This is a genomic window from Mesorhizobium sp. M1334, from assembly GCF_040317995.1.
Taxonomy (GTDB): Bacteria; Pseudomonadota; Alphaproteobacteria; order Rhizobiales; family Rhizobiaceae; genus Mesorhizobium.
On record NZ_JAMYLM010000082.1, the window covers coordinates 1 to 683 of the forward strand.

General features: G+C 59.9%; 1 protein-coding gene. It reads left to right on the plus strand.

All coding sequences use genetic code 11. The features are described from left to right. The coding region (locus NKH17_RS33345; RefSeq protein WP_352973543.1) for a cobalamin B12-binding domain-containing protein at positions 1-683 on the plus strand (683 nt) is incomplete at its 3' end.

Genomic DNA, 683 nt, shown 5'->3' on the forward strand with positions numbered 1-683 from the left:
ATGGCCGACCACGAAGAGATCATCCTTTCCGAGCTTTCCGACGAGGAACTTGTGCAGCAGATGCACGACGACCTTTATGACGGGCTGAAGGAAGAGATCGAGCAAGGCACGCATATTCTTCTCGAGCGCGGCTGGCAGCCCTACGCCGTGCTCACCGAGGCGCTGGTTGAAGGTATGCGCATCGTCGGCGAGGATTTCCGCGACGGCATCCTGTTCGTGCCGGAAGTGCTGTTGTCCGCCAACGCCATGAAGGCTGGCATGTTCATCCTGCGACCGCTGCTTATCGCCACCGGCGCGCCGAAGCAGGGCAAGATGGTCATCGGCACCGTCAAGGGCGACATCCACGACATCGGCAAGAACCTTGTCGGGATGATGATGGAAGGCGCCGGCTTCGACGTGATTGACCTCGGCATCAACAATGCGGTCGAGAAGTATATGGCAGCGATTGAGGAGCACCAGCCCGACATCATCGGCCTGTCAGCCCTGCTGACCACGACCATGCCTTACATGAAGGTCGTCATCGACACGATGAAGGAAAAGGGCATCCGCGACGACTATATCGTGCTGGTTGGCGGCGCGCCGCTGAATGAGGAATTCGGCAAGGCCGTCGGTGCCGACGCCTATTGCCGCGACGCAGCCGTGGCGGTCGAGACCGCCAAGGACTTCATGAAGCGCAGGCATAA